This is a genomic window from Helicobacter sp. 12S02232-10 (assembly GCF_002272895.1).
Taxonomy (GTDB): Bacteria; Campylobacterota; Campylobacteria; order Campylobacterales; family Helicobacteraceae; genus Helicobacter_J.
The window spans coordinates 1-15,613 of record NZ_MLAQ01000008.1; the positions used below are offsets into that span (position 1 = coordinate 1).

The following is a 15,613-nucleotide window of genomic DNA, read 5'->3' on the forward strand; positions in this document are numbered from 1 at the left end:
AGGTTCTTTCATCTCATATTGTTGCAATGATTGTTGCAACATTCTTAGATTGGATAACAGCTTGCTTCCAACAAATAAACAAATCCTTTTCAGATTCAGTTTGATATTGGGGGAGGGGGATTAGAAAAAGAGATTTATATGAATCTATCTCATCAGGTTAAATGGAAATAAAGAGGGCAATGTGATCTGCCTTGATTTAATATAGATTTAATAATGTTTTTAATTCTTTTTGAACTTGGATACCAGAGGGAGAGAAGCAAGGAGTAGAGGAGTTATTGACAATTTTTTCTAAAGTGATTATAATTCCACCTCTAAAAGATTTTGTTTTATGATTATTTTATTGGGGTATCGCCAAGCGGTAAGGCACCTGGTTTTGGTCCAGGCATTCAGAGGTTCGAATCCTTTTACCCCAGCCACTTCTTCTTATCATTTTAATCTTTATCGCGGGATAGAGCAGTCCGGTAGCTCGTTGGGCTCATAACCCAAAGGTCGGCGGTTCAAATCCGTCTCCCGCAACCATCTTTATGTATTTTAATCCATTTTTAAAATAACTTGATTTTTATAAATGCTTTTTCAAAAATTATTTTATTTCTAAGGCTTCGCCTTTTTAAGGGACATAAGGGGGCTTAAATTGAAAAGATTGCCCCTTATGTCCCTTAACAACCCTATACCCTATGACACTTTTAAGAAAAAACCAAAGCACAACTTTAACTTTTGACATTAAAAGCATTAGCAGATAAGAATAGGTTTTGGAAATTTGCATTTAAAAAGCGGGGGTAGGTCTTAGGAAGGGGGTGGGCGATGTTTCACAAGTAAAACTCGCCCCCTCCTAAAGAAAAAGATTTTAAAAAATAGAGATTTTATATCGCCATTATTGATTTGATTTTTGAATTTTTGATTGAAATTTCTAATCTTCAAAAAAAATCAGTGTCGTTTATTCCCATAAAAAAGGCTTGATTTCAGATGGTTTGAGATCAAAAACGTTTTTATAATAATCTTTTAAAAGTGCGTTTATATCCGTGTCTTTAAAAGCTTGTGGGTAGGCTTTGGAAGCTATAAAGAGGGATATGAGTGGAGTTCTAGGACCACCGATGTCAATCGGAGGAAGTTTATAGACTTGTTTATTTTTGATTGCTGCTATGGTTTGAAGCTGCGGATTATTTAATAAATCTTGGGGATTATAGGGGCTAAGCCACCAAATAAAAATTATTTCGGGATTTTCTGAAATTATTTTTTCTAGACTGATTTCTGCTCGCCCGTGATCGATGTATTTAAGACCTAGATTTTCCACGCCTGCATAGACCATAATGTCTGAATCAAGGCTTTCTTTTCCACTAAGTTGGTTGGGTTTGTGAAAAATCTCTATAACGCGTTTTTTGTTCTTAATATTTTTTGTTTTCTGTTCAATCAGCGTTAGAATTTCTTGCATTTTTGCAATCTTTGGGAGTGCTTGAGATTCTTTTTGAAGAACTTTGGCTTGTGTGGTGATGTTTTCGATCACACCTTGAACAGTTCTGTCTTTGAAAGATAAAAAATTGATTCCAAATTTTTTGGCGAATTCGACAGCTTGAGGATTCCCGACGTAGGTGATGATAATGTCGGGTGAGAGGCTTTTGAGTTCTTCGATATTTAAAGCTGCATAATGATCATCGCTTAACTGTTTAATAGAATCAAGGTTTTTTGCAGTCGCTTTGACAATATCGCTTTTGAAGCCATAAGATGCCATCCCTACTATTTCATCCCAAATTCCAAGCATCGCTGGAACTTCGGCATAACTTCCTAGATAAATGACGCGTTTTATTGGTTCTTTAAAAGTTTGTGTTCCAAAATAATCTTTGACTGTGATGGATTCTGTTGCATTTAGAAAAGTTGAAGCAATCAAAAAAGTTAATAAAATGATTTTTTTCATATTTTTATACCCGATCCTTTTGTTAAAATCCCCTTGTGGAGTGTTTGGAGTATGATAAAATAATAAAAAAAATTTAAAGGAAACGGATGGAGGATAGGTTTGTCCGCACGAGATTTTTGTTTGGAGAAGATTTTGAGCTTTTTAGAGATAAAAAAATAATTATTTTTGGCTTAGGAGGCGTGGGGGGATTTGCTCTAGATTGTCTATATAGGACGGGGATTGGGCATATAACCATTGTAGATAAGGATATTTTTGATATTACCAATCAAAATAGGCAGATCGGTTCTGATCGGGTAGGAGAAAGCAAGGTCGAGGTATTGTCTGAAATGTATATGGGGGTAGAGCCTGTCAAAAAACTTGTAAATGCTGATTTTTTGAAAGATTTTGATTGTACTTTATACGATTATGTTATCGATGCTATCGATGATATTCCTGCTAAAGTTGCATTGGCAAAAATTTGTGCCAAGATGCCTTATGGAACTTATGTTAGTTCTACAGGAAGTGCTAAAAAACTTAATCCCTTAGAGATCAAAGTGGATTCTGTTTGGAAAAGCTATGGGGATAAATTTGCTAGAAAATTCAGAGAATTGTTAAAGAAAGAAGGTTTTTGTGGTGATTTTAAGGTAATATTTAGTCCTGAGAATCCAAGGTGCAAACCCTTAGGGAGCTTTAGTGCAGTAACTGGAAGTTTTGGTTTGCAGATTGGGAGTGAGATTATTCGGGATATTTTAAACAGGAGAGAACGATGTTAAAATCTTATGTTTATAAAATGTATGAAGATGATGAAATTGAAGATGAAGGCTATGAAGAGGATTATCAAGATTATGATGATGACGATGAGGATACGACTTCATACAGCGGTTATGACGATGATGACTATCAGAGTTCAGATGATGAATATGAAGAAGATTAGAAAATGAGGAAAATAAAGGTTGCTGCCTTACAGCATAGTTTTAAAGCGGATCGAAAATCGACTATGGCGCACACGCGTTTGATGATGGAGGAAGCTTGTGCGAAGGGAGCGAATCTTATCGTTCTTCAAGAGCTTCATTGCAGTGAATATTTTTGTCAAAATGAAGATACGGCCACTTTTGATTATGGAGCTTATTATAAACTTGATATTGAGTTTTTTTCGCAGGCTGCTAGGGAATATGGGGTAGTGTTGGTGACTTCTTTGTTTGAGAGGCGCGCAAGTGGTTTGTATCATAATACTGCTGTTGTATTTGAAAAAGATGGGAGTATCGCAGGAAAGTATCGCAAAATGCATATCCCTGATGATCCGGGTTTTTATGAGAAATTTTATTTTACTCCAGGTGATTTGGGTTTTGAACCGATTGAGACAAGCGTAGGGAAGCTTGGTGTGCTGATTTGCTGGGATCAGTGGTATCCTGAGGCAGCACGAATTATGGCTTTAAAGGGTGCAGAGATTTTGATTTATCCTACTGCCATCGGTTGGTTTGAGAATGATGATTTTGAAGAGAAAGCACGTCAAAGAGAAGCTTGGATTGCGGTGCAAAGGGGGCATAGCGTTGCCAATACGCTCCCTGTGGTCGCAGTGAATCGAGTGGGGTTTGAAAAAGACCCTTCAGGAGTTCTTGAAGGCATTCGTTTTTGGGGGTCTAGTTTTATTTTTGGAGCACAAGGGGAATTGCTTGCTTTAGGGAATACCGAAAAAGATGAAATACTAAATGCTGAAATCGATTTGGAAAAATGTGAAGAAATACGACGTATTTGGCCATTTTTAAGGGATAGGCGCATTGAGTTTTATGGGGATATTTTGAAAAGATTTTGTGATTGAGGGAAAATAAGTTTGATAATATTTAATCCTGTCGTCATCGCTGTGCTTGTGATGTGTATTTTGTGTTTGTTTCGATTGAATGTGATGCTTGCAATCATAGCAGCTTCTTTAGTTGGGGGCTTGATGGCAGGTATGGGAGCGATTGAGACGATGGGAGTGATGATAGCAGGAATGAAAGGCAATCTTGAAACTGCTCTTAGCTATGTTCTTTTGGGTGCTTTAGCCGTAGCGATTTCGCGGGGGAATCTGACAAAAATACTCATTTATAAGATGGCAAAACTTATTGATGGTAAAGCTGTTTTTCTATGTTTTTTCATCGCTTTCATTGCTTGTTTTTCGCAGAATTTAATTCCGGTTCATATTGCTTTTATCCCGATTTTGATCCCTCCACTTTTGGGGTTGATGAATAGGCTTAAAGTTGATCGTAGGGCGGTGGCTTGTGCATTGACTTTTGGACTTGAGGCTCCTTATATTTCGATTCCAGTGGGGTTTGGGTTGATTTTTCATACTATTTTGCGTGATCAGATGATTCAAAATGGCATTGCTGTTGAGCTTTCAGATATTGCAAGTGTGATGTGGATAGGGGGTTTAAGTATGCTTGTGGGGCTTTTTATTGCCATATTGATTCTTTATAGAAAGCCTAGGGAATATCGCGAAGAGATTTTTAAAAATCAAGAAATCAAGCTTGAAAATATTCGGCTAGGGTTTCAAGATTATTTTATGCTTTTGGGAGCTTTGGTGGCTTTTGGGGTTCAAATTTATACGGGATCTTTGCCTTTTGGCGCTTTTGTGGGGCTTGTGGTGATGCTTGCAGGGAAGGTTGTGAAATGGAATGAGATGGATTTGATCATTGATGAGGGAATGAAGATGATGGCATTTATTGCCTTTGTAATGCTAATTGCTGCGGGTTTTGGAGAAGTGCTTAAGGAAAGCGGAGCGATTGGGGAGCTTGTTTCAGCGACGACAAGTATGGTTGGGGGCAAGCTCGGGGGTGCGATTTTGATGCTCGTGATAGGATTGCTTATTACGCTTGGAATCGGGACTTCTTTTGGAACAATCCCTGTGATAGCTGCATTTTATTGTCCTTTGTGCGTTGCATTGGGTTTTGGAACGCCTGCAACGATTTTATTGCTTGGTATCGCAGGAGCGTTGGGAGATGCCGGTTCTCCGGCCTCATCAAGCACAATGGGTCCGACTTCAGGATTGAATGCTGATGGGCAACACAATCATATTTGGGATACTTGCGTGCCGACATTCATCGCTTATAACATTCCTTTGCTTGTATTTGGCGTTATCGGCGCGATGATATTGGGGTGAAAATATGGGAATTAGAAATTTGATCGTGGGTGCGGGAATTTCAGGATTGGTTCTTGCAGAAAGGTTGGCTAATGAGCTTAAAGAGGAAGTTCTTGTTATCGATAGACGCAATCATATTGGGGGGAATCTTTATGATTATGATGATGAAGGAGTGAATGTTCATAAGTATGGAGCGCATATTTTTCATACCGATTCTTGCAAGGTTTGGGAGTATTTGAGACAATTTACACAATTTTATCCTTATATGCATGAAGTAAAAGCATTGATAAATGGGTGTTATGTACCTATCCCTTTTAATCTGAATTCACTCCGTATGCTTTTTCCAGAATCTCTTGCCTCAGATTTAGAAAGCAAACTTTTAAAAGCCTATCCTTATGGGAGTAGAGTGTCTATTTTAGAGCTTTCTAAAATAGAAGATTTAAAGTTTTTAAGCGAATTTATTTATGAAAATATTTTTTACCATTACACGCTCAAACAATGGCAATGTTCCCCAAAAGATCTTGATTCTTCAGTCCTTTCAAGAGTTCCTGTTTGCATCGGTAAAGACAACCGTTATTTTAAGGATAAGTTTCAAGGCATTCCTTTTGAGGGCTATACCAAAATGTGTGAGAGGATGGTTAAAAATCCCTTGATTGAAGTCCGTCTGCAAAGCGATTTTAAGGAATTTAAGAATCTTGAGATACAAAGGGTGTTTTATAGTGGGGGGATTGATGAGTTTTTTGATTACTGCTTTGGAGAGTTGCCTTATAGAAGCTTGGAGTTTGATTTTAGGAAAATCTCAAAGGAATACTTCCAGTCTGCTTCTGTCATTAATTATCCTAATAATTATGATTTTACTCGAATTGTGGAATATAAATACTTTTTGAGCCAAAAAACATCTCGTAGCGTTATTTCTTTTGAATATCCCAAGAATTATTCAAAAGGTATGGAACGTTTTTATCCAGTGCCTAATGATAAAAATAGGGCATTGTATGAGAAATACTTGCAAAAAGCTTTGGAATTGGAGAATGTTTATTTTATCGGTAGGTTAGGAAAATACGAGTATTTTGATATGGATAAGGCAATATTGAATGTTTTAGAGCTATTCGATAAACTAAGGTAAAAGTAATAAAATTAAAGTTATCATTCGCAAAAATAATCTAATTATAAAATTTAGAATTTGTGAATCATATATTTGGAAGAGTAAGGTAAGAAATGCCGTTGGTTTCAGTCATTATTCCTAGCTATAATACTGCAAAATTTATAAGTTTTGCGCTTGAATCTGTGATTTCTCAGAGTTTTAAAGATTTTGAATGTTTAGTTGTTGATGATGCTTCAGATGACGAAAGTCCTGCTATTATTCAAGAGTATGCTCAAAAAGATTTTAGAGTTTTGCCTATTTTGCTTACTCAAAATGTCGGGGTTTCTAAGGCTAGAAATCTTGCTTTAGAGAGGGCTAAAGGAAGATTCATTGCTTTTTTGGATTCAGATGATATGTGGGAGAAAGATAAACTCAAGATTCAGATTGAGTTTATGCTTAGTGAAAATATCGTGTTTTCGCATACACCTTATTTTGTAGTTGATGAATCCAATAAAAGAATTGGGTCTTTTTTTCCTAAAAAAAACATTAACTATAAAGACATTTTAAAAACTTGTGATATAGGGAATTCTACAGCTATTTATGATGCTTCTGTTTTGGGAAAAATAAGCAGTGGAACGATCCGCCACGATTATGAGATTTGGCTAAAGATTCTTAAGCAATATAAAAGTTATGCCCCCCCCCCCTATTCATAATCACGAACCTTATTTAGCCTCTATACGCATCCGTTCAGGTAGCGATACTTATAATAAATTTAAATCTGCTAAACGCCAATGGCAGGTTTATCGCGAAGTGGAAAAATTAAGTTTTTTCAAAAGCGTATATTATTTTATGCATTATGGTTATTGCGGTTTGAAAAAGAGACACCAATATTTTAAGGAAATATCGCAATGAGTGTCCTTTTAAAGATATTTCCCAATAAAATTATTTCTTTGAGCATCTTGTTTTTAGTTGCAGGTTTTTTTATGATTGGAGCGAATATACCCGATCGATTCGGAGCGATATTTTTGCTTGTCGGAGGCTTGTTATACGCGTATTATATTTATAAGAGCGATTTTAATTTCAGAACCATTTTAAGAGAATTTTATCCGATTTGGTTTTGGATTTTAAGCTATTTGGGCGTTGTTTTTATGGCACTTGTATCAGTGCATTTTGCTTTTGATACTCAAGCCACACTCAAGGCTATCGGACTTTTTTTGATTTTGCCTTTGATTTTGAGTTTATTTTTTTATTTTGTGATAAAAAATTTATCTCAAAAAGCTTTGAGATTTTTTTTGATTTTGCTTGGTGGGATGATTTTTTTCCACCCTTTAGCAACTATTTATGATTATTTTATCAATCATAGTGATCGTGCCACAGGCTTTGGAGAGGCCCTTATTATTCCTTATGGAATGTTTTTGATTCTTTCTTTTGCTTTGGGTATGACGATGGTAGTTTATTTGAGTGGGAAATGGCGTTTTTTTTCTTACGTGGCTTTTGGTATTAGTCTTTTGGCGATATATGCAAATGGAACACGTGCTTTAATTTTGTCTGTGGCAACAATGATTTTTGTGGCATTATTTTTCTTGCACATCAAATATAAAAAAATCATCATTCCCATTGTATTTGTTTTCTTGACTGGGATTGGTATTGGGGTGATTTTTTTAAGCTCTCATTTTAGTGATCGATTCAATTTCAAAAAAATGCTTGAACATATTAGCGTTGTTTGGCATTATGCTCCTAGTGAGATGGGTAGATTTGATAAGAGGTGTTTTATCAATTATTTGTATAAATGTTCTGAATATAGCGGGGATAAATTGGATCAAAGATTTAGTTTTGAATCCAATGCATTGGGTCGATTAAGTCTTTGGAAAAGCGCTTTATTAGCAATCGCAGAAAATCCTTTTCGTCCAAACGGGTTTTATTCCAGATTTTTCGATAAAAATATTTTAAATGTTTTTAAGTCAAGTTCGAATAACCATCCTTATGCTTTGAATCACAGCGGTAAAATTAGTTTTTATGATCATATTCACAATATGCCTTTATCATTTATATTTGAATTGGGTATTGTGGGATTTTTATTTATCATAATAAATTTTTGTTGTATGATCAGGCATTTTACTTCGTATTTAAGACAAACGAATGATTTTTATGAAACTTTTTTCATATCTTTTTTCATCATTTTTTTATCAGGATTTATTATTAGTATGTTTTTTGATTCGATGTTGAGTTTTTTCAATTTTAATAGTTCGTTTTTTATCCTTTGTGGTATATTTTTGGGCATCAGTTGCAGAAAATTTAAAGAAAAAAATGTTTTATGATTACTGTATTTTTGATAATGAATCAGATGCTTCAGCCCAAAAAATAAAGCTGATGTCTGATTGTATCATTGTAAATCATCAAAATATCTCCATCTTTTATGCCAAACAAGTATGGGGAGGGGAAACATATAAAAACATTCTTTGGATGAGTAAGTTAGTATTTCTAAAAATAAAAATTATTAAAATATTTAAGGAGATATAAAGGATGAAAATTATTTTTGATGGGTATTGTTTTAAATATATAACACAGAATAATTCTTCTCGAAGTGGAATATTTTTTAGTGCCTATAATATTCTCACACAGATGCTTCAATATAAAGATTTGGATATTACAATTTATGCAGATGTCAAAACTTTTTATATTTTTAAAGAGCAAATTAGACAAGAAAGAAATTTAAAGAATGTTAAGCTTCTTGAGGTGTATAGAAAATCTGTTTTATTTGTGTCTTATTTGTATTATCTGAAGTCAAAATTTATTCCTAAGGGTATATTTCAAATCTTACTTTCGAAATTAACCACATTGATTTTATTTTTTTTAGAACAATTGGCATTATTTATGTCTGGGATTAAAAAAATAAATTTAAATCAAATAGAGATTTATTTTTCACCTAAAAATAAAGTTCCTAAAATATTTTATAAAGAAAAAAATATTACCAAGTTTATTTTATTGCACGATGTTGTTCCTTTGGTTTTACCTAAGCATCTTGTGAAGCAAGATAGGGGATTTATAGGTTTTTTAAAAGAAAAGATTACGGGGCAAAGTTGGTTTGAAGAGTTTGCAGCTTCTTTAAACCAAGATGACTATTATTTTGCCAATTCTATTTATACAAAAAATGATTTTTTGAAATATTGTCCAAAAATTAATCCTGATAAGATTATGGTGACTTATTTGGGTACGAATGAGAATTTTTACCCCGATAAAAATACAAGAAAAAATATACTTATCCGACAAAAATACCATATTCCTCAAGATAAAAAATATATTTTCAGCCTATGTTCTTTAGAGCCTAGAAAAAATCTCTTGTTTGTTGTAGAAAATTTTATAGATTTTATTAAGAATAATCAAATTCAAGATCTTGTATTTGTTCTTGGCGGAGGGTATTGGGAAGAGTTTATCAAGGAGTTTGAAAAAAAGATTGATGGCTTGGGCGATTGGAAAGATAAGATCATTCGAGCTGGTTATGTGGATGATGAAGATTTGGCAAATCTTTATTCACATAGTTTGTGCAGCGTGTATCTGTCTATCTATGAGGGGTTTGGCTTGCCTGCACTTGAGGCGATGAAATGTGGATCTCCACTGATAGCTTCTAATGTCACTTCAATTCCTGAAGTTGTCGGGGGGGGGGGGGATACTCATTGATCCTAAGGATTCTTTGGCATTGCAAGATTCTTTAAAAAAGATTTATTATGATCCTGCTTTTGCCAAAGAATTATCTTTAAAAGGAATTTTACAAGCAGAAAAATTTAGTTGGAAAAAATGTGTCGATGAAATGGTAGGAAAAATGAAAGCGGTATCAGAGGAAAAAATGTTGGAGGCAAAATGTCGTTAAAGGTTATACATCGGATATTTTTTGGCTTTAAGGGAGAAAAAGATATTTATTTGGAATATTTTCAAAATTGGCAAGAAAAGCTTGTTGGTTATGAATTCAAGCATTGGAATGCTACCAATCTTCCTCTTGATCTCAACCCATATGTAAGGGCAATGGTAGAGCTTGAAGATGGAGTGTTTTTAAGCGATTATTTCAGATGGTGGGTTTTGAGGGAATATGGAGGGATTTATTTGGATGGGGATATAGAGATCATTGATGGATACAAGCTTGATGTTCTTATTGATGAGTTTGAGGCATCTGATGAATATGATGCGATTATCGGGACAGAGTTGAATGATAGGGGTGGCTATACAAGCCATTCAATGGCATCTAAACCCCATTCGGCTCTGAGTGAGTTTATGTGTGAGCTTTATGAGAATCTGGGAAAACTCTATTTGGCACGCAAAGAATTGCTTATTGGACCTAAAATCACAGCATTGTATTTCTTAGACAAGGGAAGTTTTGCCAATTCAAAAGGGTATATTTTTGGTTTTAAAGAGCCGATTGTAAGCAATAGGGTAAAAATCTATCCCAAAGATTATTTTTCTCCTATTTCTTATGGCAGGACCCCAGTTTTGGAAGATCTTACCCATAGATCAGTTTTGGCTCATCATTATGGAAATTCTTGGTGGGAAAAAGATTCTTATTTTTTTGTTCAAAAACAAGCAATGAAAAAACGCCGCAAAATGATCAAAGACTATTTGCAAGAGCAAAAAAGCTTGAAATTCAGATTTAAACGAACTTTAAAATTTATTTTCATCAAACTATTTTTTCCGATAGGTTCCAAACGCAGGTTGTGGGCTAAGAATATGGCTCAAAAAATCATACATATAGGAATAAAATGATTGATTTAAGCGTGATTGTTCCAATTTATAACGTACAAAATTATCTGAGGCAATGTTTGGATTCTTTGATTAAGCAGAAACTTCAAAATATGCAGATTCTTTGTATTAATGATGGCTCTACTGATGGGTCTTTAGATATTATTTCAGAATATGCCAAAATTGATTGCAGAATTGAGCTTATCAATAAGGCAAATTCTGGTTATGGGCATAGCTGTAATGTTGGGATAAAGAAAGCTTTGGGGCAGTATATAGCGATTTTAGAACCCGATGACTTTATTGATCCAGGTATGTATGAAGCGCTTCTTAAAGTGGCTGGAGAAAATGATTCAGATATTGTTAAATGTGCGTATTATGATTATTTTGATTCTATGGGTTCTAAGGCAAGCCATTTTAAGATGGCGCGATGGAATCAAGCTATCAAGCCTCCCAAGAAAGTTTTTGAGATAAAAGATTGTCCTTTATTTTTATTCCATCATCCTAGCATCTGGGCAGGAATTTATAAAAGAGAATTTTTGCTCAATCATCAGATTGAATTTGTTGAAGCAAAGGGAGCTTCTTGGGTGGATAATCCTTTTTCTGTTCAAACATTATGTATGGCAAAAAAAATTTCTTATATTGAAAAAGCTTATTATTTTTATCGTCAGAGCAATCCAAATGCTTCGAGCAATTTGAAAGATTTTAAAATTCCACTGGAAAGAATGCACGATATAAATGCATTTTTGAATACTCATAAAGAATCTCGGGCTGAAATTTTGACTCCAATTTTGAAAAAATATATCCGTTATTTGCTGCTTAGCATTTATGTGGGCAAAAATCAAAGAATTCCAATTGATACAATCAAATTTGAGGTTCATAGTTTGATCAACCAAATCATCAAAGATTTTAAGATGTCTCAAATGCTTAAAATTCAATTTTTATTATTGAGATTTGTTCCTATTGATATAATTTATTATCCATATGCTTTGCTCAAATGGGCAAAATATAAGTTTTTAGTATGATTTATAATTTGATGAACGAAGAAAATAATTTCTTGAGGTAATGCAAAATTTAACCCGATTAGGATATGATTTTGTAAAACATTTTGGAAAAGGGATGAAAGAAGATGCATTTAAGTGGGATAAAAGGCATTCCCAAGACTTGATGCCTGAAACTCCCAGTGATTTTTTAGTAAAGTTTGCTGGTATTTTGCCTAAAGGAAAGGTTTTAGACATTGCTTGCGGGAATGGAAGAAATGCAAAATTTTTAGCTCAAAATGGCTTTATATGCGAGTGTATCGATATTTCTCAGGTTGCACTCAAAAGACTTTTGGGCTTAGAAAGGATTATCCCCATCTGTTCAGATTTGGATACTTATGAAATCAAGCCCGATGCCTATACAGTCATTTTGGATTTTTATTTTTTGGATAGAAGGCTTTTTAAGGGTATCAAAAAAGGTTTGAAGTTTGGAGGGGTTTTCTTGATGGAGACATTTGTTGCCGACAAGAACTTTCCTACAGACATTTGCACGGATAAAATTTTACAGCCTGCAGAGCTGGAAAAAGAGTTCTGTGATTTTGAAATTTTTTTTAAACAAGAGTGCATTGTTTATCGCCTTGATCGGGAAATAAAAACGATTGCTTTTGGGGCGAGAAAAATCAAATGAATGAATTGACATTTTTTCAAAAACTCAAAAAAATTCTTAATATTGCTCTTCCATCAGGAGCGAATTCATTTCTAGATATTTTTGTCATCGCTATTTCAATGTTCTTTATGGGAAAGCTTTCTGATAAGCACATCGTCGCAGTCGGCGTATCAATGAATTTTTTTATGCTGTTTTATACGATTAATGCTATTTTTTATATAGGAACCAATGCACAAATTTCGAGATTTTTTGGAGCCAAAGATAGAGAAAATTCAAATCTTGTATTTTCAACGATTTTAATCGGGACATTTTTTGCTTGTATCCCTGTTTTGATCATCGCTTTTTTAGGTTATGGTTATTTTTTGGATTGGATTGAACTAAGCAAAGACGCTAGAGATCTTTCAGAAATTTATTTAAGAGTGGTGATTTATTCTTTGCCAGCAATGTTTTTAAAAAATATCATCATTTCTGGACTTGCAGCTATCGGGGATACCTTAACTCCTTTTATGATAAGGATTTTTACGACAATTTTTTGCATCGCTTTGAATTACGCTCTTATATTTGGAACATTTGGCTTTCCTCGATTGGAGATATTGGGCGCGGCATATTCAAATATTATTGTGGCTTATTTGGAGCTTTTTATTTTGTTGGTCTTGATGCTTTCAAAAAATAGGTATTTAAGTTTTCACTTGAGATTCCATTATCTGTTTTTTCAGAATGCCTTAAAAATAGGGATTCCTGCTGGACTTGAAAGGCTTTTGACATTATTTTCTTTGGTATTGACGACAAAGTTTTTGTCTGAATATGGGGATAATGTTTTGGCAGGTTCGCAAATTGGGACGCGAATAGAAGCTTTTTCTTTTATGCCTGGTTTTGGTTTTATGATTGCAGCGATGGCTTTGATGGGGCAGAATCTTGGTGCAAATCGTGTGGATTTAGCAGGGGATTTTGTGAAAACGATTTTAAAGATTTCTTCTGTATTTATGGGAATTTTGGGTTTGATAATGGCTATATTTTCAGTGGAATTTTCATCCATTTTTACTTCTAAAGAGGAAACTCTTTATGTTTCTCATTTTTATCTTTTGGCAGTTGGATTATCTCAAGTGCCTTTGATTTGGGTTTTTGTTCTTGATGGAGCGCTCAGAGGGGCGGGAATTACAAAGATTTCTTTATGGATTAATGCAATAAGCATTTGGGTATTTAGAATTTTTCCGATGTGGGTGTTCATTCATTTTGGCTTTGGGGTGGAGTGGATTTTTTTAATGATTTTTATAGAAACCTATATCCGAGCTTTCATATTTTGGCTTGTATTTAGAACTGGTGTATGGAAGCGTCCGGGAAAAACTATTTAGATTCTCGTTTTTCTTTGCATTGTTTGGGAAGAAGTTTCTGGTGCAGAGAGCTTTTTTCCATTACTTGATGGATTGATGAGGGAATGATTTGATTGCGCTCATCTAAAAAAACTCTGTATAAATATCCGTCAATGCATTGATCCAAATGCTGTGGAAAATAAGGAGTTTTGGGCGGGATTTGGTTGGCAGCTGTTAAGAAAGATACCACAATCAGAGGCGATAGAAGTAAAAAATTTTTCATATGGCAACCCTTTGTTTTTGATCTTGTCATTTTCTCTAAAAATATTAAACCAAGCTATATGGCAATAGTTTTGACAAATATTTTTATTGAACAATTAATATAATAAATAATTTAATTAAAGTATTAATGATAATATAATATAGTTTAAAAATAAGTACATAAATAGGAGATCCTTATGCCAAAAATTATTTTTATCACTCTGTTGTTTTTGACAGGACTCTATGCAGATGCTTTTAATGCCAGTATTGCCCGAAATAAAAGCGGATTTTTTATCGGCGGACAAATCGGACTGGTTTCTGCATCTCAAGAATCTTGGGGTTCAAAAGAAATTAGAGAAACTGTTTATGATCCTGGTATCAGCAATTTGAAATGTGAAAAACTACCCAATGGTATGACAAGTTGCACAGGTCACAACGTACTTATCAGTCCTAGTACCTCTGTGACCGATACGTTTGAATTTTTCAGAAGAGATTTTAAAGAAATAACGATAGGATATGGTGGGAGAGTGGGTTATAATCTTTTTCTTACACCAAGAAACGGATTGCGTTTTATAGGTGCTTTGAATTTCTCAAATTTAAATATGAGCAAAGATAAGTATAATGTTTTTGAGGGACGAAAAAACAACTCTTTTTATGTTGCCTCTATTGGTGTAGATTATCTTTTTGATTTTACTAAAGGCAAATCCCCTTTTGGGATTTTTATAGGGTTGGGGTATGATTATAATTTTGGACCTATGTTTGAGGATTTGAAGAGAAATGCACAAAAGAAATCAGACATCAAGAATTCAGGTGTTTATGTAAATTTTGGTATTTCTCAAACAATTTCAAGGCGTTTGCGCATTGAATTGGGATATAAGGCTTTATCTTATGACTATTTTAAGGGTCGTTATGAAAAAAATTATAATGAAATTATCGATGTGAATCATAAAAAAGAAATCCACGAACCTAGCACTGAAACAATTTCTGCAAATTCATTTTATATGGCTGTGGATATACTTTTTTGAGAAAATTTTGAGTAGTATTTCAGGGAGTATTACACTCCCTAAAAGAAGATTTATGATTTTCTTGAGAGGGCAATATTTTTAATGTATTGATCAGCAAGATATAATCCGTTTCCGTTATCTCCTATCAATCTGACTTTATCAACGATGCCTCTAAATAAAGCTTCTTCTTCGTGTTGCTCATTGACATACCATTGCAAAAAATTAAAAGTCGGATAATCTTTTTGTTCAAGCATATGATCAACTAACTCATTGATAGAAAGAGTAATCTTTTTTTCGTGTTCATAAGTTTTTTCAAATACATCTAGCAATCCTTTGAAATTACTTTCAGGCGCATCAATTTTTGCCAACTCAACATGAGAATCAGTCTCATTTAAGTAAGTAATGATTCTTTTTGCGTGATCGCGTTCTTCTTCAGCATGATCAAACAAAAATAATCCTGCTCCATCAAAGCTATTTTCATAGCACCAAGAACTCATACTTAAATATAAATTTGATGAGAACATTTCTTTTTCAACTTGAGAATTCAATAACTTTACGATTTCTTTTGATAACATAAAAAAC

18 protein-coding genes and 2 tRNA genes are annotated in these 15,613 nt (G+C 34.1%); 17 read left to right on the forward strand and 3 right to left on the reverse strand.

Annotated elements, in window-relative coordinates:
* The first annotated feature begins 341 nt into the window (after positions 1-341).
* Positions 342-416 (forward strand) — tRNA-Gln (locus BKH41_RS06895).
* Between the two features lie 26 nt (positions 417-442).
* Positions 443-519 (forward strand) — tRNA-Met (locus BKH41_RS06900).
* Between the two features lie 415 nt (positions 520-934).
* Here the strand turns inward: BKH41_RS06900 and BKH41_RS06905 are convergent.
* Entirely contained in the window at positions 935-1,909 is a 975-nt protein-coding gene (locus BKH41_RS06905; protein ID WP_095298363.1) for an ABC transporter substrate-binding protein, read from the reverse strand.
* 86 nt (positions 1,910-1,995) lie between these two features.
* Between BKH41_RS06905 and BKH41_RS06910 the strand changes: the two genes are divergently transcribed.
* The 14 genes from BKH41_RS06910 to BKH41_RS06970 all read left to right on the forward strand — a co-directional run bounded on the left by BKH41_RS06910 (position 1,996) and on the right by BKH41_RS06970 (position 13,808).
* Positions 1,996-2,661: a tRNA threonylcarbamoyladenosine dehydratase gene (locus BKH41_RS06910; RefSeq protein ID WP_095298365.1), complete on the forward strand. Its 666-nt coding sequence runs from the start codon at positions 1,996-1,998 to the stop codon at positions 2,659-2,661.
* Positions 2,655-2,822, forward strand: coding sequence for a hypothetical protein (locus BKH41_RS09815; protein WP_180762766.1), 168 nt, complete (start codon positions 2,655-2,657; stop codon positions 2,820-2,822). Before BKH41_RS06910 ends, BKH41_RS09815 begins: the two co-directional genes overlap by 7 nt.
* 12 nt (positions 2,823-2,834) lie before the next feature.
* A complete protein-coding gene (locus BKH41_RS06915) occupies positions 2,835-3,707 on the forward strand; it encodes a carbon-nitrogen hydrolase (RefSeq protein WP_180762773.1) in 873 nt (290 codons plus the stop codon).
* Positions 3,708-3,719: 12 nt separating this feature from the next.
* On the forward strand, positions 3,720-5,024 hold the full coding sequence (locus BKH41_RS06920) for a Na+/H+ antiporter family protein (protein ID WP_180762767.1): 1,305 nt from the start codon (positions 3,720-3,722) through the stop codon (positions 5,022-5,024).
* Between the two features lie 4 nt (positions 5,025-5,028).
* Positions 5,029-6,126: a UDP-galactopyranose mutase gene (gene glf / locus BKH41_RS06925; RefSeq protein WP_095298369.1), complete on the forward strand. Its 1,098-nt coding sequence runs from the start codon at positions 5,029-5,031 to the stop codon at positions 6,124-6,126.
* Between the two features lie 92 nt (positions 6,127-6,218).
* Complete coding sequence (locus tag BKH41_RS06930) at positions 6,219-6,797, forward strand: glycosyltransferase family 2 protein (RefSeq protein ID WP_095298371.1); 579 nt, start codon at positions 6,219-6,221, stop codon at positions 6,795-6,797.
* A 195-nt stretch (positions 6,798-6,992) separates the two neighbouring features.
* Positions 6,993-8,402 carry an O-antigen ligase family protein gene (locus tag BKH41_RS06940; protein WP_095298375.1) on the forward strand — a complete coding sequence of 470 codons (1,410 nt, stop codon included), beginning with the start codon at positions 6,993-6,995 and terminating at the stop codon, positions 8,400-8,402.
* Entirely contained in the window at positions 8,392-8,604 is a 213-nt protein-coding gene (locus BKH41_RS06945; protein WP_095298377.1) for a hypothetical protein, read from the forward strand. Before BKH41_RS06940 ends, BKH41_RS06945 begins: the two co-directional genes overlap by 11 nt.
* A gap of 3 nt (positions 8,605-8,607) precedes the next feature.
* Positions 8,608-9,762: a glycosyltransferase family 1 protein gene (locus BKH41_RS06950; protein WP_095298379.1), complete on the forward strand. Its 1,155-nt coding sequence runs from the start codon at positions 8,608-8,610 to the stop codon at positions 9,760-9,762.
* Between the two features lie 13 nt (positions 9,763-9,775).
* Positions 9,776-9,952: a hypothetical protein gene (locus BKH41_RS09660; RefSeq protein ID WP_219350024.1), complete on the forward strand. Its 177-nt coding sequence runs from the start codon at positions 9,776-9,778 to the stop codon at positions 9,950-9,952.
* A complete protein-coding gene (locus BKH41_RS06955) occupies positions 9,943-10,836 on the forward strand; it encodes a glycosyltransferase (RefSeq protein ID WP_095298381.1) in 894 nt (297 codons plus the stop codon). The genes BKH41_RS09660 and BKH41_RS06955 overlap by 10 nt, the downstream gene beginning before the upstream one ends.
* Complete coding sequence (locus BKH41_RS06960) at positions 10,833-11,834, forward strand: glycosyltransferase (RefSeq protein WP_095298383.1); 1,002 nt, start codon at positions 10,833-10,835, stop codon at positions 11,832-11,834. The genes BKH41_RS06955 and BKH41_RS06960 overlap by 4 nt, the downstream gene beginning before the upstream one ends.
* 40 nt (positions 11,835-11,874) lie before the next feature.
* Positions 11,875-12,477 carry a class I SAM-dependent methyltransferase gene (locus BKH41_RS06965; RefSeq protein ID WP_095298385.1) on the forward strand — a complete coding sequence of 201 codons (603 nt, stop codon included), beginning with the start codon at positions 11,875-11,877 and terminating at the stop codon, positions 12,475-12,477.
* Positions 12,474-13,808, forward strand: coding sequence for an MATE family efflux transporter (locus tag BKH41_RS06970; protein ID WP_095298387.1), 1,335 nt, complete (start codon positions 12,474-12,476; stop codon positions 13,806-13,808). The genes BKH41_RS06965 and BKH41_RS06970 overlap by 4 nt, the downstream gene beginning before the upstream one ends.
* Here BKH41_RS06970 and BKH41_RS06975 read toward each other — a convergent pair.
* Positions 13,801-14,049, reverse strand: a complete 249-nt coding sequence (locus BKH41_RS06975) for a hypothetical protein (RefSeq protein ID WP_095298389.1) — start codon at positions 14,047-14,049, stop codon at positions 13,801-13,803. The two genes, BKH41_RS06970 and BKH41_RS06975, sit on opposite strands and share 8 nt — an antisense overlap.
* Positions 14,050-14,224: 175 nt before the next feature.
* Between BKH41_RS06975 and BKH41_RS06980 the strand changes: the two genes are divergently transcribed.
* A complete protein-coding gene (locus tag BKH41_RS06980) occupies positions 14,225-15,052 on the forward strand; it encodes an outer membrane beta-barrel protein (RefSeq protein ID WP_095298391.1) in 828 nt (275 codons plus the stop codon).
* Positions 15,053-15,102: 50 nt separating this feature from the next.
* Here the strand turns inward: BKH41_RS06980 and BKH41_RS06985 are convergent, their stop codons facing one another.
* Entirely contained in the window at positions 15,103-15,606 is a 504-nt protein-coding gene (locus BKH41_RS06985; RefSeq protein ID WP_095298393.1) for a ferritin, read from the reverse strand.
* Positions 15,607-15,613 lie beyond the last annotated feature (7 nt).